The organism is Paracoccus sp. (in: a-proteobacteria) (assembly GCF_030538695.1).
Classification (GTDB): Bacteria; Pseudomonadota; Alphaproteobacteria; order Rhodobacterales; family Rhodobacteraceae; genus Paracoccus.
In genome coordinates, this window is record NZ_JAUNTN010000002.1 from 61900 (window position 1) to 81150 (window position 19251).

Sequence of the window (19251 nt, forward strand, 5' to 3'; positions counted from 1 at the left end):
GCCTTTGCGCCCCGCTTTTCCATATCCGGGGGCGGCTGGATTGCGTGCGCCTGGCTGCCTATAATCCGGCTGTGCGTCACAAAGGGGGCAATATGGCTGATCGCATTTGCGTAGGGGCAATCGCCGGCGCTTTTGGCGTCCGGGGCGAGGTGCGGCTGAAAAGTTTTTGCACTGAACCCGCTGATATTGCGCAATATGGGGCGCTGACCAGCGAAGATGGCGCCCGTTCTTTCACCGTAAAGCTGACCCGGCCCGTGACGGGCGGGCTTGGTGCGCGGCTGTCCGGTGTAGAGACGCGCGAACAGGCCGAGGCGCTGAAAGGCATGACCCTGTGGGCGCCCCGCGCGGCGCTGCCCTCGCTGCCCGATGATGAGTTTTACCACGCTGACCTGATCGGGCTGGAGGTTCTGGACCCCGGCGGCGTCAGCCTTGGCCGGGTGCGTGCGATCTTTGATCATGGCGCGGGCGATATTCTGGAGGTCGCGGGCAAGGGGGGCGTGATCCTTTTGCCCTTTACCCGTGCGGTGGTGCCGACCGTCGATCTGACGGCAGGCCGCATCATTGCCGACCCGCCGCAAGACGATGAGTGATGTTCCGATGGGCGATACCCCCGCCCCCCGTTCGCATGGGCGTATGTCGATCCGCGCCAGCACCCGTCCGCGCGATCTGATGGCCGAGCCGCAGGTGCAAGGCGTCTGGACCGCCCGCATCGTGACCCTGTTCCCCGAGGCCTTTCCCGGTGTTCTTGGGCTGTCGCTGACAGGCAAGGCGCTGCGGGATGGGCTGTGGAATCTGGAAACCGTGCCGCTGCGGGCGCATGGGATCGGCAAGCATCGCAATGTTGATGATACCCCGGCGGGGGGCGGTGCGGGCATGGTGATCCGCCCCGATGTGATGGCCGCCGCGCTGCGGGAAGCCGGGGCAGGCGGGCTGCCGGTGATCTATCTGTCGCCACGCGGCAAGCCCTTTACGCAGGCCCGCGCGCGGGCTTTGGCGCAGGGGCCGGGGGCGGTGTTCATCTGTGGCCGCTTCGAGGGCGTGGATCAGCGCGTTCTGGACGCTTTCGCGGTCGAGGAGGTCAGCATCGGGGATTATGTCCTGACCGGCGGTGAACTGGCGGCTCAGGTCTTGATTGATGCGACGGTTCGGCTTATACCGCGCGTGCTGGGGAATCAGGATTCGCTGGCCGAGGAATCCTTTTCCAACGGTCTGCTTGAGCACCCGCAATATACTCGCCCTGCCGAGTGGGAAGGCCGCACGATCCCGGATGTTGTCATGTCCGGCAATCACGCGGCTATTTCCAGTTGGCGGCACGAGATGGCCGAAAGGCTGACCAAGGAACGCCGCCCCGATCTGTGGCGGGCATATCAGGACCGCAAGGCCCCGGATATGGACCCGGCAAAGGACCGACAGCTCTCGGGCGCATCAGACCAAGTGGGGAACCACCCCGCGCAGGAAAAGGATTAACGCGATGAACCTGATCGCCCAACTGGAAGCCGAGCAGATCGCTGAACTCGGCAAGAAAATCCCGGATTTCAAGGCCGGTGACACCGTTCGCGTCGGTTACAAAGTGACCGAAGGCACCCGCACCCGTGTGCAGATGTATGAAGGCGTCTGCATCTCGCGCAAGGGCGGCGGCATCTCGGCCAGCTTCACCGTGCGTAAGATCTCGTTCGGTGAGGGCGTGGAACGTGTGTTCCCGCTGTATTCGACCAATATCGACTCGATCGAAGTCGTGCGCCGTGGCCGCGTCCGTCGCGCCAAGCTGTATTACCTGCGCGAGCGTCGCGGTAAATCGGCCCGTATCGCCGAACAGTCGAACTATAAAGCCAAGCCTGGCAAGAACGACGTCTCGATCTGAGGATAAGCGCCATGAGAAAAGACATTCATCCCGACTACCACATGATCGAGGTCAAAATGACCGACGGCACCACCTATCAGGTGCGTTCGACCTGGGGCAAAGAAGGCGACACCATGTCGCTGGACATCGACCCGACCTCGCACCCGGCATGGACCGGCGGTTCGGCCAAACTGATGGACACCGGCGGTCGCGTGTCCAAGTTCAAGAACAAATACGCCGGTCTGGGTTTCTGATCCCGAACCGATGTATGGAAACAGCGCCGCCCCATCGGGGCGGCGTTTTGATTTAAAGGGGACGACAATGCCGCTGAACCTGCAAGACCGGCTGTCCGTCGCCCGGTTGTTCCGCGTTTTCTGGTGGCAGATCATGGTGACATGGCTGCTGGTGCTGGTGGAAACCGGGCTGTTCGCCCTGATGCCGCTGCTGATCGGCTGGTCGATTGACGGGCTGATCAAGGATGACTGGACGGCGTTTCGCCATTTGGTGCTGATGCTGCTGGGGCTGATGGTGGTGGCCACCCTGCGCCGGGTTTACGATACACGGGTTTACGGCACGATCCGGGTCGAGTTGGGCAAGGTGCAGGCGGCGCGTTCCGCGACCGCCCCGGTCAGCGTGCGCAACGCTCGCGTTCTGATGGGGCGCGAACTGGTTGATTTTCTAGAAAATACCGCACCCGAGGCGATGACTGCGCTGGTTCAGGTCTTTGTCGCGGTCGTCGTCCTGCTGAGCTTTCACGGGCTGCTGGCGATTAGCTCGGTCAGTGCGCTGGCGCTGATGCTGCTGATCTATGCCGTGGCCGCGCCGCGATTTTTCCGGCTGAACGGGGCGCTGAACGAGGCGTCCGAAGGTCAGGTCAGCGCCCTCGAAAGCCACAGTCCGCGCCGAATCGCTGCGCATTTCCTGCGCCTGCGAAAACAAGAGGTGCGGCTGTCAGACACTGAAAGCATCGTCTATGGGCTGATCTTTTCGGTGCTGCTGGGGATGCTGGCATATAACATCTGGTTTGCGGCAACAAAGCTGGGCGGAAGCCCCGGCACGATTTTCTCGGTCGTCAGCTATTCGCAAGAGTTTCTGCAATCCGCCGTGCAACTGCCGATCGCCTTGCAGGCCCTGACCCGGCTGCGCGAAATCAGCGAACGGATCAGCGGCACGGTCTGATGGCTCTGGCTGTATCTTCTTCATTTAAATATCCCCGCCGGAGGCATCTGCCAGCGCCGCCGCCTCCGGCGGGGATATTTAGGGACAAAAGATGGGGCGAGATCAGGTCCTAGCTGCGCCCGGTCAGGCGTGACCACCAGCCGCGCGGCGTCACCCCGACCGGCCAGCCGGTCATGGTGCGGCCACCCGCGTCAATGCTGACCCGCCCATCGAGCCAGCGCCGCAGCACCGGGCCTTGTGCGGATTGCTTGCCAGTCACAAGCGTGGCGTAGCCAAGGTCTTGTGCCGGGGTTGCATCCAGAAGGAACGCCTCGGGATAGACCATCCCGCCCATCAGAATCGCGTTCATTGGATCACCTCCGCAGCAGGGTTGCGCAGAATGACGGCGCGCCAACGGCGCGGGTCACGGTTGCGCATCATCTCGGTCATGATCCGGTCAGGGTTGGTGCTGCGGACGATGCGATGGCATTTGCCGGTCATCTCGTCGATCAGCCCCAAGGAATAGACGCCGGCCGAAGGGCGGGCGATTTCCGGCAGGCGCGCACGCAGCGCGCTGGCGAAAGCGGTCATTTGCGTATGAAGCGTCATGCGTTTGTCTCCTTTTCGGGTCAGTCCGTTCTGACATGAATATATCTACCAAGATTATCGTGTATTGCAAGGAAAAAATCACGCTTTCATTCGTCGTGAATTATTCCTTAGGGTTTATCGTGTTATGAAAGAGTTGAGGGCCAAGGGTATGATTCGGGTCTGGTGCTTGCGGTTTGGGGCGCTATGGTCGGCGCCTGATTTTGGAAGGGGATTCGCGCATGGCGCATATCATCGTCGTGGGCAATGAAAAGGGCGGCTCGGGCAAATCGACGACCTCGATGCATGTGGCGACGGCGCTGGCGCGGATGGGGCATCGCGTGGGGGCGCTGGATCTGGATGTGCGGCAGCGCAGCTTTGGTCGCTATCTGGAAAACCGTGCGGCCCTCCTGGCGCGTGAAGGTGTCAGCCTGCCAATGCCCCTGTTGGGGGTGCTGGAAATCAGCGATCCGAACACGGATACGGACCCGCTTTCCCGTGCGTTAGAGGCATTGGAAAAGGATTGCGATTTCATTCTGCTGGACTGTCCGGGCAGCCATACCAAACTCAGCCAGATGGCGCATATGCTGGCGGATACGTTGATCACGCCGTTGAATGACAGCTTTATCGACTTTGATCTGTTGGCGCGGATGGACCCGGATCAGAATATTATCGGGCCGTCGATCTATTCGGAAATGGTCTGGAACGCGCGGCAGATGCGTGGGGCGGCCGGGGCGGGGCCGATTGACTGGATCGTGCTGCGCAACCGTCTGGGAACGCAGGCGATGCACAATAAGCGCAAGGTCGGCTCGGCCCTGACCAAGCTGGCCAAGCGGATCGGTTTCCGCGTCGCGCCGGGCTTTGCCGAACGGGTGATTTTCCGCGAACTGTTCCCGCGTGGGCTGACGCTGCTGGATCTGAAAGACCTTGGGACGGAACAGCTTTCCATGTCGAATATTGCCGCCCGGCAGGAATTGCGCGATCTGGTGAATGAGTTGCGCTTGCCCGGTGTTACCGTGCAATTCTAAGGGCGCGGGCGATCCGGCTGCGCATCATGCGCAGATCGGCTCGCAGATCGGCGGGTGTGGCCGCAGGTGCGGGCAGAGCGTGGTTCAGCAACCCGATTACCAGCGCACATAGCGCCGCGGAAAACAGCGTATCAGACAGGAAATGCGCACCAATCGCCATGCGCAGGCCCGCTCCGGTCAGGGCCAGCGCCAGCAAAACGGTTCCGCCCCAAAACCGGGTGCGGGGGCCGGCATGGGCAAAAACCATGCACCAGATCAGCAGCGCCACGGTAAAGGCCAGCGCCCCCTCGCCCGAGGGGAAGCCACAGTTGCGCGGGCAAGCTCCGGCCATGAGCAGCGGCGGCGTAAAGTGGCTGCCGCCGCCGAACTCGATCAGCTCACGCGGGCGGGCGCGGCCCCAATGCGCCTTGAGGATGACATTCACCAGCAGCCCCGGTCCCAGCAGCAGCGCCAGCGCGCCACGGCCCCAGAAGACTGGCGGCAGTCGCAGCCAGCGCGACAGTCGCAGCGACATAGCCCACAGGGTCAGCAACACCACCAAAAGCAACAGCCCAAGGTTCCAGATGCTATGACGGATGGTTTCCAGGAATGGAATCCCGGCAAGCGGAAAGCCGTCCGGCCCGCCGCTCAGTCGTGCAACCATCAGGTCCAGACCGGGCCAGATGGCGAAAATCAGCATCAGCGCCAGCAGCGCGATAAGGGGAAGTGTGATGTCGCGCATATGGCTCATGGCCGGCCTATATCATGGCCATGTGACAGCCAGCCAGCAGCGGCAGCGTCTTTCACAAATATGTGCAGCCCTATGAAAAAAGGCGCCCGAAGGCGCCTTTGGGGGTCAGGCCAGCATCCCGACCGGGTTTTCCAGATGTTGCACGATATGGGCCAGAAGCCGCGCCCCGAGTGCGCCGTCAATGACCCGGTGATCGACCGAAAGCGTCATCGACATGACGTTGCGGATCACCACCTGACCATCCTCGACCACCGGGGTCTGGATACCCGCGCCGACGGCCAGAATGGCCCCATGCGGCGGGTTAATCACGGCGTCAAAGTTCTCGATCCCATACATCCCAAGGTTCGAGATGGCAAAACTGCCGCCCTGATATTCATGCGGTGCCAGCTTTTTCGACTTGGCGCGGGTGGCAAGGTCTTTCATCTCGGTGGACAGTTTGGACAGGGTTTTGCTGTCCGCATCCTTCAGCACCGGGGTGAACAGCCCGCCGTCCACGGCAACGGCGACCGCCACATCCGAGGGCTTCAGCCGGATGATCCGGTCGCCCGCCCAAATCGCATTGGCATCCGGCACCTCCTGCAGCGCCAGTGCGCAAGCTTTGATGATGAAGTCATTGACCGACAGCTTCACCCCGCGGGTTTCCAACTGCTTGTTCAGCGTGGCGCGGAACGCCATCAGCGCGTCCAGCTTGGCCGAGCGGCGCAGGTAGAAATGCGGGATGGTCTGTTTTGCCTCACCCAGACGCTTGGCGATGGTGCGGCGCATCCCGTCCAGTTCGACGACCTCGGTTTCGCGGTCGGCATACATCTTGGCGATGGTGTCGGCCGAGGGGCCTTGCGGGGCCGCAACTGCCGTAGCCGTAGGAGCAGGGGCAGCCGCAGCGGGTTTCGCCGCGCCGGGCTGTGCGCTTTCGACATCGGCCTTGACGATCCGCCCGCGCGGGCCAGAGCCCGTCAGGCTGGCAAGGTCGATCCCTTTGTCCGCTGCGATCCGCCGGGCCAGAGGCGAGGCGAAGATCCGGTCGCCATCGCCGGATTTCGGCGCCGCGGGGGTTTTGGCGGGTTCCGCATTAGCTGCTGCTGCGGCCTCGGCCTTGGTTTCAGCGGGTTTTTCAGCAGCGGCAGGCTTGGCAGCGGAAATGTCATCCGCCGTTTCGCCATCCTCCAGCAACACGGCGATGGGGCTGTTCACCGCCACGCCAGCGGTGCCTTCGGCCACCAGAATCTTGCCGATGGTGCCTTCGTCCACCGCCTCGAACTCCATCGTGGCCTTGTCGGTTTCGATCTCGGCCAGAATATCGCCGGATTTGACCATATCGCCCTCTTTGACCAGCCATTTGGCCAGAGTCCCCTCCTCCATGGTCGGGGACAGCGCGGGCATCAGGATTTCAGTCGGCATGATTGCCCCCTTATTTATAGGTGACTTTGCGCACCGCCTCGACCACCTCATCGGCAGTCACCAGCGCGAATTTTTCCAGATTGGCGGCATAGGGCATGGGAACGTCCTTGCCGGTGCAGTTGATGACCGGCGCATCGAGGTAATCGAATGCGTTTTCCATGACATAGGCCGAGATATGGTTGCCGATGGACCCCACGGGAAAGCCTTCCTCGACCGTCACCAGCCGGTTGGTTTTCTGCACCGATTTGATGATCGTTGCATAATCCAGCGGTCGCAGGGTGCGCAGGTCGATCACCTCGGCGTCGATCCCGTCGGCAGCCAGCTTTTCGGCGGCTTCCAGCGCGTGCGACATGCCGATACCAAAGCTGACGATGGTCGCGTCGTTGCCCTTGCGGGCGATTTTGGCCTTGCCAAAGGGAATGGTGAAATCTTCCAGCGCCGGCACCTCGAATGAGCGGCCATAGAGGATTTCGTTTTCAAGGAAAATCACCGGGTTATTGTCGCGGATGGCCTGTTTCAGCAGACCTTTCGCGTCGGCGGCGGTATAGGGCATCACGACTTTCAGGCCGGGAATGGCGGAATACCAGGCGGCGTAATCCTGGCTGTGCTGCGCCCCCACGCGGGCGGCGGCACCGTTCGGGCCGCGGAACACCATCGGCGCACCCATCTGGCCGCCCGACATATACAGGGTTTTCGCGGCCGAATTGATGATGTGGTCGATTGCCTGCATGGCAAAGTTGAAGGTCATAAACTCAACGATCGGGCGCAGGCCGCCAAAGGCCGCGCCAACGCCAATGCCGGTGAAACCGTATTCGGAAATCGGCGTATCGACGATGCGCTTGGGGCCGAATTCGTCCAGAAGGCCCTGCGAAATCTTGTAGGCACCCTGATATTCCCCGACTTCTTCCCCCATCAGGAACACGGTTTCGTCGCGGCGCATTTCCTCGGCCATGGCCTCACGCAGAGCCTCGCGCACGGTCATGGTCTTCATTTCCGTGCCTTCGGGCCAGTCAGGGCTTTCGTCCGGCTCGGGGGTTTTAACCTCGGCCACGGCGGAAGGGGCAGCGGAAGCGGATTGCTCAGGGTCTTTCACCGCCTCGGCCGAGGCACCTTTGGCGGCGGTGTTCGATTCGGCTTTCGGGGCAGCGATGTCATCTGCCGATTCGCCCTCCTCGATCATCACGGCGATGGGGGTGTTCACGGCCACGCCCTGCGTCCCCTCGGGGACGAGGATCTTGCCAAGGATACCCTCATCGACGGCCTCGAACTCCATCGTGGCCTTGTCGGTTTCGATCTCGGCCAGAATATCGCCGGCGGCCACGGTGTCGCCCTCTTTTTTCAGCCACTTGGCCAGAGTGCCTTCCTCCATCGTCGGGGAAAGGGCGGGCATCAGGATTTCGGTTGCCATATCACTATCCCCTTATTCAGCGTAAATATCGGTCCAGAGTTCGTCATGCGCCGGTTCCGGGCTTTCCTTGGCGAACTCGGCAGAGTCGTTGACGATCTGCTTGATTTCCTTGTCGATGGCTTTCAGGTCGTCCTCGGTGGCGTGGCCGCCTTGCAGCAGCAGATCGCGCACATGGTCGATGGCGTCGCGTTCGTCGCGCATCTTCTGGACCTCCTCGCGGGTGCGGTATTTCGCCGGGTCGGACATGGAGTGGCCGCGATAGCGATAGGTCATCACCTCAAGGATATACGGCCCCTTGCCCGCGCGGCAGTGGGCGACGGCCTTTTCACCGGCGGCCTTGACCGCCAGAACGTCCATGCCGTCCACCTGCTCGCCGGGGATGCCGAACGCCTCGCCCCGGCCATAGAAGGTCTTGGATTTGGTCGAACGCTGAACGCTCATGCCCATGGCGTATTGGTTGTTTTCAATGACAAAAACTACGGGCAGATCCCAAAGCTCGGCCATGTTATAGGTCTCATAGACCTGACCCTGGTTTGCCGCGCCATCCCCGAAATAGGTGAAAGTCACGCGACCATTGCCCAGGTATTTGTCAGCAAAGGCCAGCCCGGCACCCAGCGGCACCTGCGCACCCACGATGCCGTGGCCACCATAGAAATGCTTTTCCTTGGAGAACATATGCATCGAGCCGCCCTTCCCCTTGGAATAGCCGCCCTCACGCCCGGTCAACTCAGCCATGACGCCTTTCGGGTCCATGCCGCAGGCCAGCATATGCCCATGGTCACGATAGGATGTGATGCGCTTGTCGCCATCTTCGGCCGCAGCCTCAAGGCCCACGACAACGGCTTCCTGCCCGATATACAGGTGGCAAAAGCCACCGATCAGGCCCATGCCGTAAAGCTGGCCGGCCTTTTCCTCGAAGCGGCGGATCAGCAGCATGTCGCGGTAATATTTCAGCAACTCATCACGCGACACATTCGGCGTCGCGGTGGCGCTGGCGGCGGGTTTCTTGACCATTTAAGGCTCCTCCACTGGCTGACAGGTGGATAGTTCAGCGTTAAACTATCCCTAACACCAGCGCGGGCGGGCCGCAACGGGTCAGCGCATCAGCGCATCATCACCTCATCGGCGCGGCCAAGGCCAAGAACCGCACGCGCGCGTTCATCCAGAAGGTCAAGGTCAAGGTAATCATCCGACAGCCGCCGGGTCAGGTTGCGCATCTGCTCGACCTCGGCGCGCAGGGCATCGCGCTCGGCCTGCAATTCGCGGGTCTCGGCCTTCAGTTCGATCCGCTGCATGATGCCGGACGGCCCCTGAATGGCGGAAAATACCAGATAAACGCCAAAAGCCAGCATCAGAAGAAAGGCGACGGTGGTGCCGATAGAATTGCGTCTGGCCATGGGGCATCCTTTTTGCGGGAAACTTACGCGCAAGGGGGCGGGCTGTCCACCGCAGGGCTGGTTCTTGGCGCAACCCCGCGCTAACCTTTGCAAATTGCTGTTCTTCAAAGGCCCTGCCTATGGCGCTGTTGCGTTTTATCGCTGCCCTGATTGCCGTCGAGGCGCTGTTCTATGTGCTGATCGGGCTTTACATCCGGTCCTTGCGGCGGGAATCGCTGGAAAAGGAATGGAACCGGCGTCACCCTGATCTTATGGGCGAAGGCCCGGAACGCCGCGCCTTTGTCGAGCGTTCGATGCAGGGTTTCAACCGCAGCATCCGGGCGCGGATGGTGGGGCTGGTCTTTGTGCTGCCAACGGTGGCGATTGTTGTTATAGCGTGGTTTGTGAACCATCGCTGAAAGGTGCGGGTATGAAATATATCGTCTGGGGTTTGCGGCTGGTCTTTGCGCTGCTGGTGTTTGCGGTGCTGGATTATACCCTGCCCGCCAAGCACACCGTCCGCGTGGTCGAGGCGCAGACCCGGTTGACGCCGATAAGCTGGAACGGGTTTTTCTGGTCGGGCGAGGACACCGGCACCACCCGCAACGCCAGCGACAACCGCGATGTGCGCTTTATCGACACGATGCGCCCCAATGGTAAGCCGTTGGTGTTCCGCAATGAGGATACCGGCTTTATCTGGCCCCCCTATTTCAAATACGACAGTTCCAATCTGCAAGCGATTGCGTCGGATATGAAATCCGCCTCGGCCGATCCGCGTTGGGTCAGCGTGACCTCTTACGGCTGGCGGGTTGCATGGGCCTCGATCTATCCGAACGCGGTCAAGATGGTGCCGGTGGCGGGGCCGGATGATCGCCCGACCAACTGGGGGCGGCAGATTGTGCTGCTGCTGATCGGGGCGCTGTTGTTCCTGATCTGGCGGATGTGGGCGCAGTTCCGCGAACGCACCATCGACCCGGCCTTGCAGAATATCGACGACGCATGGGACCGCGTGGACGCCCGTGCAGATGCCGCCCGCGACCGGGCTTCGGGCTGGCTGTCGCGCCTGCTGGGGCGGCGCTGATGGGGGCGCTGTCTGGCCTGACCGTCCTGTGCATCGCGCAGAACCTGCCCGGCCCCGCCACCGCACGCGAGTTGATGCGCGACGGCGCGCAGGTGTTGAAAATCGAGCCGCCTGCCGGGGATTTCCTGCTGAGCGCCGCGCCGGACTGGTATCGGGTGCTGAACGATGGCTTTCAGGTGCAGCGTATTGACCTGCGTGATCCTGCCGGTTGGGCGGATTTCGTGGCGCTGATGCAAGGGGCGGACCTGCTGATTTCCTCGCATCGGCGTGGGGCGCTGGCGCGGCTTGGCCTGACACCGGGGACGCTGGCGGAACTGGCCCCGAACCTCTGCTGGGTCGAGATTGTGGGGGATGAGACGGCCCCCGACGTCCCCGGCCATGACCTGACCTATCAGGCCGAGGCCGGGCTGCTGTCGCCTCCGGCCATGCCGCGCAGCCTGCTGGCCGATATGGGCGGCGTTGCGCGGGCCACGCAGGCGGCGCTGACCCTGCTGATGGGGCGCGAGCGGGGCGATACCGCGCGTCATCGCGCCGTTGGTCTGCGCCAGTCGGCGGAATGGCTGGCCGAGCCGCTGCACCTTGGCCTGACCGCGCCGGGCGGGTTTTTGTCGGGTGTTCTGCCGGAATATCGCATCTATCCGCTGGCCGATGGCTGGGTTGCCGCTGCGGCGATGGAGGCGCATTTCGCCGCCCGTTTCCATGCGGCGCTTGGTGCGGATCCGGCGGCGGCGCTGGCCGGCATGACCCGCGATCAGGTCACAGAGCTGGCGGAAGATCAGGATATTCCGCTGGTTGCTTTCCAGAATTAACGACTCTGCAAGTTTTTTGTGCAATGACAACCTGAGCGTGATTCGCAAGATGCGGTTCAGGGGGACGCATGGGGCATAGCGTTGACGATATTCTTGGCCGCGCAGGCGCCGGGCCGTATCAGCGCAAGCTGTTTGGCGTGTTCGGTATGGTGTGGGCGGCGGATGCGATGCAGGTGCTGGCGGTCGGTTTTACCGCAGTGCCGCTGGCCGCGACATTCGGCCTGACCGTTCCGCAGGCGCTGCAAACCGGGACATTGTTTTTCCTTGGCATGTTCTTTGGCGCGGCCCTGTTCGGGCGGCTGGCGGACCGGATCGGGCGGCGCCGGGTGCTGTTGCTGACGGTGACATGCGATGCGGTTTTCGGGCTGGCCTCGGTCTTTGCCAATGATTTTACGCTGCTTTTGGCGCTACGCTTTCTGACCGGGGTGGCGGTGGGGGGAACCTTGCCCGTCGATTACGCCATGATGGCCGAGTTTTTGCCACCCAAATCCCGTGGCCGCTGGCTGGTCTGGCTGGAGGGGTTTTGGGCCGTCGGCACCATCATCATCGCGGCGACCGCCTGGATTTGTGCGTCGCTTGGGGTGCAGGATGCCTGGCGCTGGATCTATGCCGTGGCGGCTTTCCCGGCGCTGATCGGGATCTGGCTGCGGCTGTGGATACCTGAATCGCCCATGTTTCTGCTGCGTCAGGGGGATGAGCCTGCCGCCCGCGCGGTGGTGGACCGGGTGCTGATCGGCAACGGCGTCGCGCCAATGGCGGTGGGAGAAAGGCTGATCGCTCCACCCATGCCCGAGGGGCGGCAGGGTCTGTTCCGCCCGGATATGCTGCGCACCACGCTGGCGGTTCTGGCGCTGTGGTTTCTGGTGTCGCTGTCTTATTACGGCGTCTTTGTCTGGCTGCCGGCCAAATTGGCGGGTGAGGGCTTTGGCTGGGTGCGCGGCTATGGGTTCCTGCTGGTCCTCGCCCTGGCGCAGGTGCCGGGCTATGCGCTGGCGGCCTATGGCGTTGAACGCTGGGGGCGCAAGCCGACGCTGCAATTGTTTCTGACGCTCTCGGCACTTGGCTGTGCGGGATTTGCGCTGGCCTCAACCCCGGTGGTGATCGCTGCAACGCTGATGCTGATGAGCTTTGCCTTGCTTGGCACATGGGGCGCACTTTACGCCTTTACGCCGGAACTTTACCCGACGCGATTGCGCGGCACCGGCATGGGGCTGGCCAGTGCCACGGCGCGGTTGGGCGGGCTGGCCGCGCCCTCGCTGCTTGGGGCGGTCATTGCGCGGGATTTCACGCTTGCCATCGGGCTGTTCGCGGCGCTGCTGCTGGCAGCGGCGCTTGTGACGCTGGCGATCCGGCAGGAAACCCGTGATGAGGCGATTGGATAATTACATCAGCGCCTTGCGCAGCATGTTCAGGGCGACAATGACCAGAAAGCCTGCAAAAATCCGCTTGAGCCGAACTGGATCAGTGCGATGCGCCAGCGCCGCGCCAAGCGGTGCGGTTAGCATGGTCAGCGCAATCACGATGAAAAATGCTGCCAGATTGACCGAACCCACGGTCAGCGGCGGCGCGTTGCGGGCGGGCAGGAACAAAAAGGCGATCACGGAAGGCACCGCAATCAGCACTCCGAATCCGGCAGCGGTGGCGACCGCGCGGTGAATCGGGCGGCCATGCAGGGTCATCAGCGGCACGCCAAGGCTGCCGCCGCCGATCCCAAGCAGCACCGACAGGAACCCCGAGGCGGCGGACAGCGCCCATTTCACCGGCCCCTGCGGCATGTCATTGGCCAGCTTCCAGCTTGGGCGCGACACGATCATGTAAATCGCAATCAGCATGACCAGTACGCCGAAAATCGCTTGCAGCGTTGGTGTGCGCAGGGATGAGACCGTGGCCACGCCAATGATCGCACCAATGGCGATGCCGGGCGCCCATTGCCGCAGAATGTCCCAATCCACCGCGCCCTTGCCATGATGCGCCATGACCGACCGGGCCGAGGTTACGACGATGGTCGCCAGCGATGTCGCAAGGCAGATCTGCATCAGATCCGGTCCGCCATAGCCGGCCTTGTCGAACACCCATGCAAAGACCGGCACCAGAACGATGCCACCGCCAATGCCCAAAAGCCCGGCCAGCACCCCGGCAAGGGCGCTGAAGGCGGCAAGGGTCAGGATCAGGGGAAGGGCTTCGGTCAGGGTCATGGCTGGTTCCGTTCACGATGTTCTGGCGTGGCAAGGTAGCTTTCGGCCCCGGCTAAGTCCATATAATCACGATAGCTGATGCCATTTGCCTGATCTGCCCTCTGTTCATAAGGCGTCAGGGGGGCAGGACAGGGGTGTTCGGCCGGTTTCAAAGCGGGAAGGGAAATCCGCCAGCAGCTTGGACGGGGGCCATGTCTGGCCTTTCTGCCTGTAACTTCGGCTCGAATACGCCGTAATCTGTAGGCGAAATGAAGTGCTGAGATGTTTTCAGCCCATCACTTCGGCAAGGGCCGCGTCATAATCGGCCAGCGTGCCGCGCGACGAGGCTTCGGACAGGATCCGCCGCCAGCCGCGTGCGCCGGGCAGGCCGTGGAACAGGCCCAGCATGTGCCGGGTGATCTGGTGCATCCGGCCGCCTTCGCGCAAGTGCCGGGCCAGAACCTCGCGCATCGCCTGCGCTGCCTCTTGCGGGCTGGCCATCGGCGGGGCGTCCCCCCACAGCGTATCGGCCTGCCCCAGAATCGCCCATGGCTGGTGATAGGCGGCGCGGCCGATCATCACCCCATCCATCACCGCCAGATGCGCGCGGGCCGCGTCCAGATCGTCAATGCCGCCGTTGATCGACAGGTGCAGCGTGGGAAAATCGGCCTTCATCCGATGCACCAGCGGGTAATCCAGCGGCGGGATTTCGCGGTTATCCTTGGGCGACAGCCCTTGCAGCCATGCTTTGCGGGCGTGGATGGTCAGGCGGCGGATGCCCGCAGCCTGCATCCGGTTCAGGAAATCGGGCAGGACGGTCGCGGGGTCTTGCTCGTCAACGCCGATGCGGCATTTCACGGTAATTTCGACCGGGCTGGCGGCCTGCATCGCCACCACACATTCGGCCACCAGATCGGGGGATTTCATCAGAACCGCACCAAAACAGCCCGATTGCACCCGGTCGGATGGGCAGCCGACATTCAGGTTGATCTCATCATAGCCCCAGTCGGCGGCAATGCGGGTGGCCTCGGCCAGCTCGCGCGGGTCTGAACCGCCAAGTTGCAGCGCCACCGGATGTTCGGCCGCGTCATAATCCAGCAGCCGCCCCCTGTCGCCATGGATCACCGCCGGAGCCGTGACCATTTCCGTATAAAGCAGCGCCCGCCGCGACAGCAGCCGGTGAAAGCCGCGGCAATGGCGGTCGGTCCAGTCCATCATCGGGGCGGTGGACAAGCGGGGGGCTTGCGGGTCCATGGGCGTTATCATGCCGGCCCTATACGTCAGTCGCCCCGGCAGGCCAAGCCGTTCAGCAGGACATGGCTGCCCCGTTAACCGATAATCACCCGGCGCAGCCCATAGGCGATAAGGCCCAGGGTCGCGACTCCGGCCAGATACAGGCTGATGAACCACAGCCAGCGGCGCATCAGTGATAACCTTCGCCCGGCTGCACCTTGCCGCGAAACACCCAGTAAGAATAGGCGGTATAGGCCAGAATCAGTGGGATCAGCACCAACGCTCCGGTCAGCAGGAAACCAAGCGAGACGTCCGGCCCGGCAGCCTCGGCAATGGTCAGCGAAGGCGGCACCATATGCGGATAGAAGCTGATCCCAAGCCCGGCAAAAGACAGCACAAACACCGCCAGAACCGCAAGGAAGGGGCGGGCGTCGCGGTGATCGCGCAGCCCGGTCCAGAACAGCCATGCACAAGCGACAATCGCCAGCGGCACGATTATGGAAAAGCCCATCATCGGCCATGCGAACCAGCGGTCCATATATTCGGGGCGGGCATAGGCGGTGCCAAGGCTGACCGCACCGATCAGCAGGATAAAGGCCGGGCCGAAGATGCGGGCGATTTCGCGGGCGCGGGCCTGTGCGCGGCCCGACGTTTTCAGGTTCAGCCACGCGGCACCAAGGGTGACATAGCCCACCACCAGCGCCACGGCGCTCAGCGCGGCAAACGGCGTCAGCCAGTCCCATGGCCCGCCGGCATAGGCGCGGTTCTCGACGGCGATGCCCTCGACCAGAGCGCCGAGCGCGAAACCCTGCGCCAGTGCGGCGACCAGCGACCCGACGAAAAAGCCCCATTCCCAGAAGGCTTGCCAGCGTTTCGTGCGGTGGACGAACTCGAACGCGACGCCGCGGAAGATCAGGCCCAGCAGCATGGCGATAATCAGCGGGTAAAGCGCGGGCATGACGATGGCATAGGCCAGCGGAAACACCGCCAGCAGCCCGCCGCCGCCCATGACCAGCCAAGTTTCGTTGCCGTCCCAGACCGGGGCGATGGTGTTCATCGCCAGATGCCGGTCCTCGCGGTTGTGCAGCGCCGGGAACAGGATGCCGATGCCAAGGTCGAATCCGTCAAGGATCACATAGGCCAGCACCGCAAAAGCGATGATTGCCGCCCAGATTGTCGCCAGATCAAAGCCCATCATTTCGTCAACCCCTGTTCTTCTGCGGATGCGACCGGAGTCGTTCCTGCGCTGCGGGTGGGGCCGATCTCGTCGGCCTCGACGGCGTTTTCGGTGGCGCGGTTCATCAGTCGCAGGACATAGAAGGTGCCTGAGCCGAAGACGAAAAAGTAAACGATGATAAAGGCGGTCAGCGAGGTGCCAACCGTTGCTGCCGACAGGGGCGAATGGCTGTCAGCGGTGCGCAGCAGGCCGTAAACGGTCCATGGCTGGCGACCGACCTCGGTCGTGATCCAGCCGCAAAGCACGGCCAGAAACCCCGCTGGCCCCATCAGGATTGCCGCGCGGTGCAGCCAGTCGCTGTCATACAGCCGCCCGCGCCAGCGCGCCCACGCCCCCCACAGCCCAAGCGCCAGCATCCCAAGGCCGACCGCGACCATAATGCGGAAGGTCCAGAAGATCAGCGTCGCGGGCGGGCGGTCCTCGGGCGGGAAATCCAGAAGACCGGGGATCGGGCTGGTCAGGTCATGGCGCAGGATCAGGTTGCCGAGCAGGGGAACCTCGATCTTCCAGCGGGTCGTTTCCGCCGCGTCATCGGGCCAGCCGACAAGGATCAGGGGGGCGTGACCATCGGGAAAGCCCTCATAATGGCCCTCCATCGCGGCGATCTTGGCGGGCTGATGCTCCAGCGTGTTCAGCCCGTGCTGGTCGCCCGCGAAAATCTGGATCGGCGTGACCAGAATGGCCATCCACATCGCCATGGAAAAGGCCACCTGCGCGGCCCGGTCGCGGCTGTCACGCAGCAGGTGCAGCGCGCCGAAAGCCCCGACGACAAAGGCCGTCGTCAGATAGGCCGCCAGCACCATATGCACGAAGCGATAGGGAAAGGACGGGTTGAACACGACCGCCCACCAGTCCACCGGCACGAACTGGCCGTTTTCGGCAATGGTATGGCCCTGCGGCGTCTGCATCCAGCTATTCGCGGAGAGAATCCAGAAGGCTGAAATGGCGGTGCCGATGGCGACCAGCGCGGTCGCCGCCATATGCAGCCCGTCGCCCACCTTGTCGCGGCCAAACAGCATGATGCCCAGAAAACCGGCTTCAAGGAAAAAGGCCGTCAGCACCTCATAGCCCATCAGCGGCCCGATCACTGATCCGGCCTTGTCGGAAAAGACGGCCCAGTTTGCGCCGATCTGATAGGCCATGACGATGCCTGACACTACGCCCATGCCGAACACCACCGCAAAGATGGTTTTCCACTGCTCAAACAGCGAGCGATAAACCGGATCGCGGGTCATCAGCCAGCGGGCGTTCAGCACCGCCAGCCAGCTTGCCAGCCCGATGGTGAAGGCGGGAAAGATGATGTGGGCCGAGATGGTAAACGCGAACTGGAACCGCGCCAAATCCAGCGCCGAGAAGCCATAGTCCATAGCAAAGCCTTTCGCTTTGGCCTGTCCGCCTGAGGGGCAGAGTGGGTCAGTCGGGCGCTAACATGAACCGATTCGGCCTGTTTTTCCAGAGGATACGCGGAAACTTAACGAATGTTGGTTCAGATCACGCCGTTTTCGCGCAAGGTCGCCTGTTCGTCACCCGTGATCCAGCCAAAGACTCTGGCGATCCCGTCGAGGTATTGCACCAGATAGTGAACATCGAAAGCAATCACGGTTTCAGGCAGGTCGTCGCGGGCATAACGTGCCTGCCAGCCAATATGGGCGATGCAATGTGTCGGGTCGATGGGAGAGATGCGGATGGCGCTGATCTGCATATCCCGAGTGCCGATGTCGCGGTAATAATCATAGCCTTGGGCCATGGCCTGCATGAAATCGGCGTCCTGTTTGCCGGTCGTCACTCCGGCGGCAGAGGCGGCGATGAACTCGGGCGTGTAAAGCCTCGCAATGGCTGCCGGATCAGGCTGACCGGCAAGCGCCTGCATGAAGAACCGCTGATATTGGCGGAACAGCTCTTGCACCGCCTGTTCCATCACGGGGTCCATCAGGATGTGACCCGCATCCGGCGCATGGCGATGATCTGGCGGGCCAGTCGCAGCGGGCCGTGGGTGCGCATCATATCCGCGATCATTGCCATATCCGCCCGCAGCCCGCGCCACAGGCCCAGTTTGGCCGATTTCAGCGGGCTTTTCACCTCTGGCCAGCCAACGACCGCCAGCCGCAGCGGGGCCTGAACCAGCAGTTGATTCATGAAGACCTCCAGCCCGAAACGGGGCAGGGCGTTCAGGCGATCCAGATGCGGGGCCAGCAGGTTACGGGACAGGACACGTTCGCCCGAAATATAGTCCAGCCCGATCCAGCGCCATGGGGCAGGGGTGTTCCCCCGCAGGCTGATCGACATATCTGCGCGGCCTGCTGTTACCGGGGCGATAAGGGCGGTCAGGTCGTCGGTGGTCAGCCCGATCAGGTCGGCGTCCAGCAACAGGATCAGATCGCCGCGTGCCTCATGGATACCGCGGGCCACCGCCGCCGTTTTGCCCATGTTGCGTGGCTGGCGGATCAGCCGCAGGCCGCGGACCTCGGCCGCCTGCGCTGCAGTATCATCGCGCGATCCGTCATCGACCACGATCACTTCGGCAATCTGCGGATGGGCGACGGCCAGCGCCGCCACCGCCCGGATGCGCGGGCCTTCGTTATAGGCGGGGATGATGCAGGAGATCATTCCTTTGCGACCTCGCCCGCTGCCGCCGCGATCCGGCGCTTGATCCACCAGCCTGCGGCCAGCGCGATCATCAGCACCAGCAGAACCAGCGTCACCCGCCCGATCCAATGGTTGATCGAGGCATAGGCCCCGCCCATGAAATAGCCAAGCAGCACGAAAAACAGGGTTTTCGGCAGCGTGGCCAGCGTGTTCCACCAGAAAAACGGCCAGAACCGCATCCGTGTCGCCCCTGCCGCCAGCAGCACGGCAAAGCCCGCCGAATGGGTCAGCTTGCCGATCATCACCGTGCGCGGGCCTTGTTCGCGGAAATGTTTGCGCAGGGCGGTCATGCGGCTGGGCGTCAGGCCGAACCGCTTGCGCCAGCGGGGGGATACGCCCCTGCGGCCCAGCCAATACATCGCCACATCACCAACCAGATCCCCGATTACGCAGATCACATAGACGGCAAAGATGTTCAGCAGCCCTTCACGCGCCAGCCACGACGCAATGACGGTGACGATAGGGCCTTCGAGGATCGAGACCGGGGCAAGGACCAGCAAGCCGTGGTCCTGAATGATCTGCCGTATCGTGTCGAGTTCCATTCCCAG

25 protein-coding genes are annotated in these 19251 nt (G+C 62.8%); 10 read left to right on the forward strand and 15 right to left on the reverse strand.

Going from position 1 to position 19251, the window contains the following annotated elements:
- The first annotated feature begins 92 nt into the window (after positions 1–92).
- The 5 genes from rimM (at position 93) to Q4G24_RS01335 (ending at position 3019) form a co-directional block, all read left to right on the forward strand.
- On the forward strand, positions 93–590 hold the full coding sequence (gene rimM, locus Q4G24_RS01315) for a ribosome maturation factor RimM (RefSeq protein ID WP_303364691.1): 498 nt from the start codon (positions 93–95) through the stop codon (positions 588–590).
- Positions 591–597: 7 nt separating this feature from the next.
- Positions 598–1467: a tRNA (guanosine(37)-N1)-methyltransferase TrmD gene (trmD, locus tag Q4G24_RS01320; protein WP_303364692.1), complete on the forward strand. Its 870-nt coding sequence runs from the start codon at positions 598–600 to the stop codon at positions 1465–1467.
- Between the two features lie 4 nt (positions 1468–1471).
- Positions 1472–1861, forward strand: coding sequence for a 50S ribosomal protein L19 (gene rplS / locus Q4G24_RS01325; RefSeq protein ID WP_303364693.1), 390 nt, complete (start codon positions 1472–1474; stop codon positions 1859–1861).
- An 11-nt stretch (positions 1862–1872) separates the two neighbouring features.
- Positions 1873–2094 carry a 50S ribosomal protein L31 gene (gene rpmE / locus Q4G24_RS01330; protein ID WP_303364694.1) on the forward strand — a complete coding sequence of 74 codons (222 nt, stop codon included), beginning with the start codon at positions 1873–1875 and terminating at the stop codon, positions 2092–2094.
- Between the two features lie 67 nt (positions 2095–2161).
- On the forward strand, positions 2162–3019 hold the full coding sequence (locus Q4G24_RS01335; RefSeq protein WP_303364695.1) for an ABC transporter six-transmembrane domain-containing protein: 858 nt from the start codon (positions 2162–2164) through the stop codon (positions 3017–3019).
- 109 nt (positions 3020–3128) lie between these two features.
- Here Q4G24_RS01335 and Q4G24_RS01340 read toward each other — a convergent pair whose 3' ends face one another.
- A complete protein-coding gene (locus tag Q4G24_RS01340) occupies positions 3129–3368 on the reverse strand; it encodes a hypothetical protein (protein ID WP_303364696.1) in 240 nt (79 codons plus the stop codon).
- A complete protein-coding gene (locus Q4G24_RS01345; RefSeq protein ID WP_303364697.1) occupies positions 3365–3607 on the reverse strand; it encodes a hypothetical protein in 243 nt (80 codons plus the stop codon). Before Q4G24_RS01345 ends, Q4G24_RS01340 begins: the two co-directional genes overlap by 4 nt.
- 218 nt (positions 3608–3825) lie before the next feature.
- On the opposite strand from Q4G24_RS01345, the gene Q4G24_RS01350 reads away from it, so the two are divergent.
- Positions 3826–4611: a division plane positioning ATPase MipZ gene (locus Q4G24_RS01350; RefSeq protein WP_303364698.1), complete on the forward strand. Its 786-nt coding sequence runs from the start codon at positions 3826–3828 to the stop codon at positions 4609–4611.
- On the opposite strand, the gene Q4G24_RS01355 is transcribed toward Q4G24_RS01350, so the two are convergent.
- The 5 genes from Q4G24_RS01355 to Q4G24_RS01375 all read right to left on the reverse strand — a co-directional run bounded on the left by Q4G24_RS01355 (position 4595) and on the right by Q4G24_RS01375 (position 9544).
- The gene (locus Q4G24_RS01355) at positions 4595–5341 is read right to left on the reverse strand and encodes a phosphatase PAP2 family protein (RefSeq protein WP_303364699.1); all 747 of its coding nucleotides are present in this window, start codon (positions 5339–5341) and stop codon (positions 4595–4597) included. The two genes, Q4G24_RS01350 and Q4G24_RS01355, sit on opposite strands and share 17 nt — an antisense overlap.
- 105 nt (positions 5342–5446) lie before the next feature.
- On the reverse strand, positions 5447–6739 hold the full coding sequence (locus Q4G24_RS01360; RefSeq protein ID WP_303364700.1) for a pyruvate dehydrogenase complex dihydrolipoamide acetyltransferase: 1293 nt from the start codon (positions 6737–6739) through the stop codon (positions 5447–5449).
- A gap of 10 nt (positions 6740–6749) precedes the next feature.
- A complete protein-coding gene (locus Q4G24_RS01365; protein WP_303364701.1) occupies positions 6750–8147 on the reverse strand; it encodes a pyruvate dehydrogenase complex E1 component subunit beta in 1398 nt (465 codons plus the stop codon).
- Positions 8148–8159: 12 nt separating this feature from the next.
- A complete protein-coding gene (gene pdhA, locus Q4G24_RS01370) occupies positions 8160–9161 on the reverse strand; it encodes a pyruvate dehydrogenase (acetyl-transferring) E1 component subunit alpha (RefSeq protein ID WP_303364702.1) in 1002 nt (333 codons plus the stop codon).
- 89 nt (positions 9162–9250) lie between these two features.
- The gene (locus Q4G24_RS01375) at positions 9251–9544 is read right to left on the reverse strand and encodes a septum formation initiator family protein (protein WP_303364703.1); all 294 of its coding nucleotides are present in this window, start codon (positions 9542–9544) and stop codon (positions 9251–9253) included.
- Positions 9545–9663: 119 nt separating this feature from the next.
- On the opposite strand from Q4G24_RS01375, the gene Q4G24_RS01380 reads away from it, so the two are divergent.
- From Q4G24_RS01380 to Q4G24_RS01395, 4 genes are all read left to right on the forward strand, one after another.
- Positions 9664–9942, forward strand: coding sequence for a hypothetical protein (locus Q4G24_RS01380; protein WP_303364704.1), 279 nt, complete (start codon positions 9664–9666; stop codon positions 9940–9942).
- A gap of 11 nt (positions 9943–9953) precedes the next feature.
- Positions 9954–10604 (forward strand): DUF1523 family protein, encoded by a 651-nt coding sequence (locus Q4G24_RS01385; protein ID WP_303364705.1) that lies wholly within the window; start codon positions 9954–9956, stop codon positions 10602–10604.
- Positions 10604–11413: a CoA transferase gene (locus Q4G24_RS01390; protein ID WP_303364706.1), complete on the forward strand. Its 810-nt coding sequence runs from the start codon at positions 10604–10606 to the stop codon at positions 11411–11413. The genes Q4G24_RS01385 and Q4G24_RS01390 overlap by 1 nt, the downstream gene beginning before the upstream one ends.
- A gap of 68 nt (positions 11414–11481) precedes the next feature.
- Entirely contained in the window at positions 11482–12795 is a 1314-nt protein-coding gene (locus tag Q4G24_RS01395; RefSeq protein WP_303364707.1) for an MFS transporter, read from the forward strand.
- On the opposite strand, the gene Q4G24_RS01400 is transcribed toward Q4G24_RS01395, so the two are convergent.
- The 8 genes from Q4G24_RS01400 to Q4G24_RS01435 all read right to left on the reverse strand — a co-directional run bounded on the left by Q4G24_RS01400 (position 12796) and on the right by Q4G24_RS01435 (position 19245).
- Positions 12796–13608, reverse strand: coding sequence for a sulfite exporter TauE/SafE family protein (locus Q4G24_RS01400; protein WP_303364708.1), 813 nt, complete (start codon positions 13606–13608; stop codon positions 12796–12798). It lies immediately after the preceding gene.
- A 267-nt stretch (positions 13609–13875) separates the two neighbouring features.
- Positions 13876–14853, reverse strand: coding sequence for a tRNA dihydrouridine(20/20a) synthase DusA (gene dusA, locus Q4G24_RS01405; RefSeq protein WP_303364709.1), 978 nt, complete (start codon positions 14851–14853; stop codon positions 13876–13878).
- A gap of 62 nt (positions 14854–14915) precedes the next feature.
- The gene (locus tag Q4G24_RS01410; RefSeq protein WP_303364710.1) at positions 14916–15011 is read right to left on the reverse strand and encodes a DUF2474 domain-containing protein; all 96 of its coding nucleotides are present in this window, start codon (positions 15009–15011) and stop codon (positions 14916–14918) included.
- Positions 15011–16018, reverse strand: a complete 1008-nt coding sequence (gene cydB, locus Q4G24_RS01415; RefSeq protein WP_303364711.1) for a cytochrome d ubiquinol oxidase subunit II — start codon at positions 16016–16018, stop codon at positions 15011–15013. The genes Q4G24_RS01410 and cydB overlap by 1 nt, the downstream gene beginning before the upstream one ends.
- Positions 16015–17424, reverse strand: coding sequence for a cytochrome ubiquinol oxidase subunit I (locus tag Q4G24_RS01420; protein WP_303364712.1), 1410 nt, complete (start codon positions 17422–17424; stop codon positions 16015–16017). The genes cydB and Q4G24_RS01420 overlap by 4 nt, the downstream gene beginning before the upstream one ends.
- Positions 17425–17543: 119 nt before the next feature.
- Positions 17544–17975 carry a nuclear transport factor 2 family protein gene (locus Q4G24_RS01425; RefSeq protein ID WP_303364713.1) on the reverse strand — a complete coding sequence of 144 codons (432 nt, stop codon included), beginning with the start codon at positions 17973–17975 and terminating at the stop codon, positions 17544–17546.
- Positions 17976–17986: 11 nt separating this feature from the next.
- Positions 17987–18664 (reverse strand): glycosyltransferase, encoded by a 678-nt coding sequence (locus tag Q4G24_RS01430; protein ID WP_303364714.1) that lies wholly within the window; start codon positions 18662–18664, stop codon positions 17987–17989.
- Positions 18661–19245 carry a DedA family protein gene (locus Q4G24_RS01435; RefSeq protein ID WP_303364715.1) on the reverse strand — a complete coding sequence of 195 codons (585 nt, stop codon included), beginning with the start codon at positions 19243–19245 and terminating at the stop codon, positions 18661–18663. The genes Q4G24_RS01430 and Q4G24_RS01435 overlap by 4 nt, the downstream gene beginning before the upstream one ends.
- Between the last annotated feature and the right edge of the window lie 6 nt (positions 19246–19251).

Bases quoted from the DNA above. Each gene is read 5' to 3' on its own strand.
- rimM (WP_303364691.1), top strand. From the start codon at position 93: ATGGCTGATCGCATTTGCGTAGGGGCAATCGCCGGCGCTTTTGGCGTC.
- trmD (WP_303364692.1), top strand. From the start codon at position 598: ATGGGCGATACCCCCGCCCCCCGTTCGCATGGGCGTATGTCGATCCGC.
- rplS (WP_303364693.1), top strand. From the start codon at position 1,472: ATGAACCTGATCGCCCAACTGGAAGCCGAGCAGATCGCTGAACTCGGC.
- rpmE (WP_303364694.1), top strand. From the start codon at position 1,873: ATGAGAAAAGACATTCATCCCGACTACCACATGATCGAGGTCAAAATG.
- Q4G24_RS01335 (WP_303364695.1), top strand. From the start codon at position 2,162: ATGCCGCTGAACCTGCAAGACCGGCTGTCCGTCGCCCGGTTGTTCCGC.
- Q4G24_RS01340 (WP_303364696.1), bottom strand. From the start codon at position 3,368: ATGAACGCGATTCTGATGGGCGGGATGGTCTATCCCGAGGCGTTCCTT.
- Q4G24_RS01345 (WP_303364697.1), bottom strand. From the start codon at position 3,607: ATGACGCTTCATACGCAAATGACCGCTTTCGCCAGCGCGCTGCGTGCG.
- Q4G24_RS01350 (WP_303364698.1), top strand. From the start codon at position 3,826: ATGGCGCATATCATCGTCGTGGGCAATGAAAAGGGCGGCTCGGGCAAA.
- Q4G24_RS01355 (WP_303364699.1), bottom strand. From the start codon at position 5,341: ATGAGCCATATGCGCGACATCACACTTCCCCTTATCGCGCTGCTGGCG.
- Q4G24_RS01360 (WP_303364700.1), bottom strand. From the start codon at position 6,739: ATGCCGACTGAAATCCTGATGCCCGCGCTGTCCCCGACCATGGAGGAG.
- Q4G24_RS01365 (WP_303364701.1), bottom strand. From the start codon at position 8,147: ATGGCAACCGAAATCCTGATGCCCGCCCTTTCCCCGACGATGGAGGAA.
- pdhA (WP_303364702.1), bottom strand. From the start codon at position 9,161: ATGGTCAAGAAACCCGCCGCCAGCGCCACCGCGACGCCGAATGTGTCG.
- Q4G24_RS01375 (WP_303364703.1), bottom strand. From the start codon at position 9,544: ATGGCCAGACGCAATTCTATCGGCACCACCGTCGCCTTTCTTCTGATG.
- Q4G24_RS01380 (WP_303364704.1), top strand. From the start codon at position 9,664: ATGGCGCTGTTGCGTTTTATCGCTGCCCTGATTGCCGTCGAGGCGCTG.
- Q4G24_RS01385 (WP_303364705.1), top strand. From the start codon at position 9,954: ATGAAATATATCGTCTGGGGTTTGCGGCTGGTCTTTGCGCTGCTGGTG.
- Q4G24_RS01390 (WP_303364706.1), top strand. From the start codon at position 10,604: ATGGGGGCGCTGTCTGGCCTGACCGTCCTGTGCATCGCGCAGAACCTG.
- Q4G24_RS01395 (WP_303364707.1), top strand. From the start codon at position 11,482: ATGGGGCATAGCGTTGACGATATTCTTGGCCGCGCAGGCGCCGGGCCG.
- Q4G24_RS01400 (WP_303364708.1), bottom strand. From the start codon at position 13,608: ATGACCCTGACCGAAGCCCTTCCCCTGATCCTGACCCTTGCCGCCTTC.
- dusA (WP_303364709.1), bottom strand. From the start codon at position 14,853: ATGATAACGCCCATGGACCCGCAAGCCCCCCGCTTGTCCACCGCCCCG.
- Q4G24_RS01410 (WP_303364710.1), bottom strand. From the start codon at position 15,011: ATGCGCCGCTGGCTGTGGTTCATCAGCCTGTATCTGGCCGGAGTCGCG.
- cydB (WP_303364711.1), bottom strand. From the start codon at position 16,018: ATGATGGGCTTTGATCTGGCGACAATCTGGGCGGCAATCATCGCTTTT.
- Q4G24_RS01420 (WP_303364712.1), bottom strand. From the start codon at position 17,424: ATGGACTATGGCTTCTCGGCGCTGGATTTGGCGCGGTTCCAGTTCGCG.
- Q4G24_RS01425 (WP_303364713.1), bottom strand. From the start codon at position 17,975: ATGGAACAGGCGGTGCAAGAGCTGTTCCGCCAATATCAGCGGTTCTTC.
- Q4G24_RS01430 (WP_303364714.1), bottom strand. From the start codon at position 18,664: ATGATCTCCTGCATCATCCCCGCCTATAACGAAGGCCCGCGCATCCGG.
- Q4G24_RS01435 (WP_303364715.1), bottom strand. From the start codon at position 19,245: ATGGAACTCGACACGATACGGCAGATCATTCAGGACCACGGCTTGCTG.